The organism is Nguyenibacter vanlangensis (assembly GCF_013376155.1).
Lineage (GTDB): Bacteria > Pseudomonadota > Alphaproteobacteria > Acetobacterales > Acetobacteraceae > Gluconacetobacter > Gluconacetobacter vanlangensis.
The window spans coordinates 1-524 of the sequence record NZ_JABXXP010001275.1; the positions used below are offsets into that span (position 1 = coordinate 1).

Annotated in this window: 1 protein-coding gene; it reads left to right on the forward strand. The window is 72.1% G+C overall.

The features are described from left to right. A partial coding sequence (locus HUK84_RS22565) for an adenine deaminase (protein WP_176642084.1) occupies nucleotides 1–524 on the forward strand: 524 nt, incomplete at both ends.

The window sequence follows — 524 nt, forward strand, 5'->3', positions numbered from 1 at the left end:
GCGCCGATTTCGACGCCGGGGCGATGCGCGAGATGCTGTCCTGGCCGGACATCATCGGCGTGGCGGAAGTGATGGACATGCGCGGCGTGCTGGAGCGCGCGCCGCGCATGAGCGGGATCGTCCAGGCGGGGCTGGAGAGCGGCAAGCTGGTCTGCGGCCATGCGCGCGGGCTGGAGGGGCCGGCGCTGCAGGCCTTCGCGGCGGGGGGAATCGAATCGGACCATGAGCTGACGGACCGACAGGACATCCTGTCGAAGCTGCGGGCGGGGATGACGCTGGAACTGCGCGTGTCGCACGAGCCGGTGCTGCCCGAGGCGGTCGCGGCGTTCCGGGAGATCGGCCGGGTGCCGCAGACCGTGACCCTGTGCACCGACGACATCTTTCCCGACGACCTGGTGGCGCAGGGCGGGATCGTGCATCTGCTGCGCCGGCTGGTGCAGTACGGCATGGACCCGGTCGAGGCGCTGCGCTGCGCCACGCTGAATGCCGCGCAGCGGCTGGGGCGGCGCGACCTGGGGCTGGTG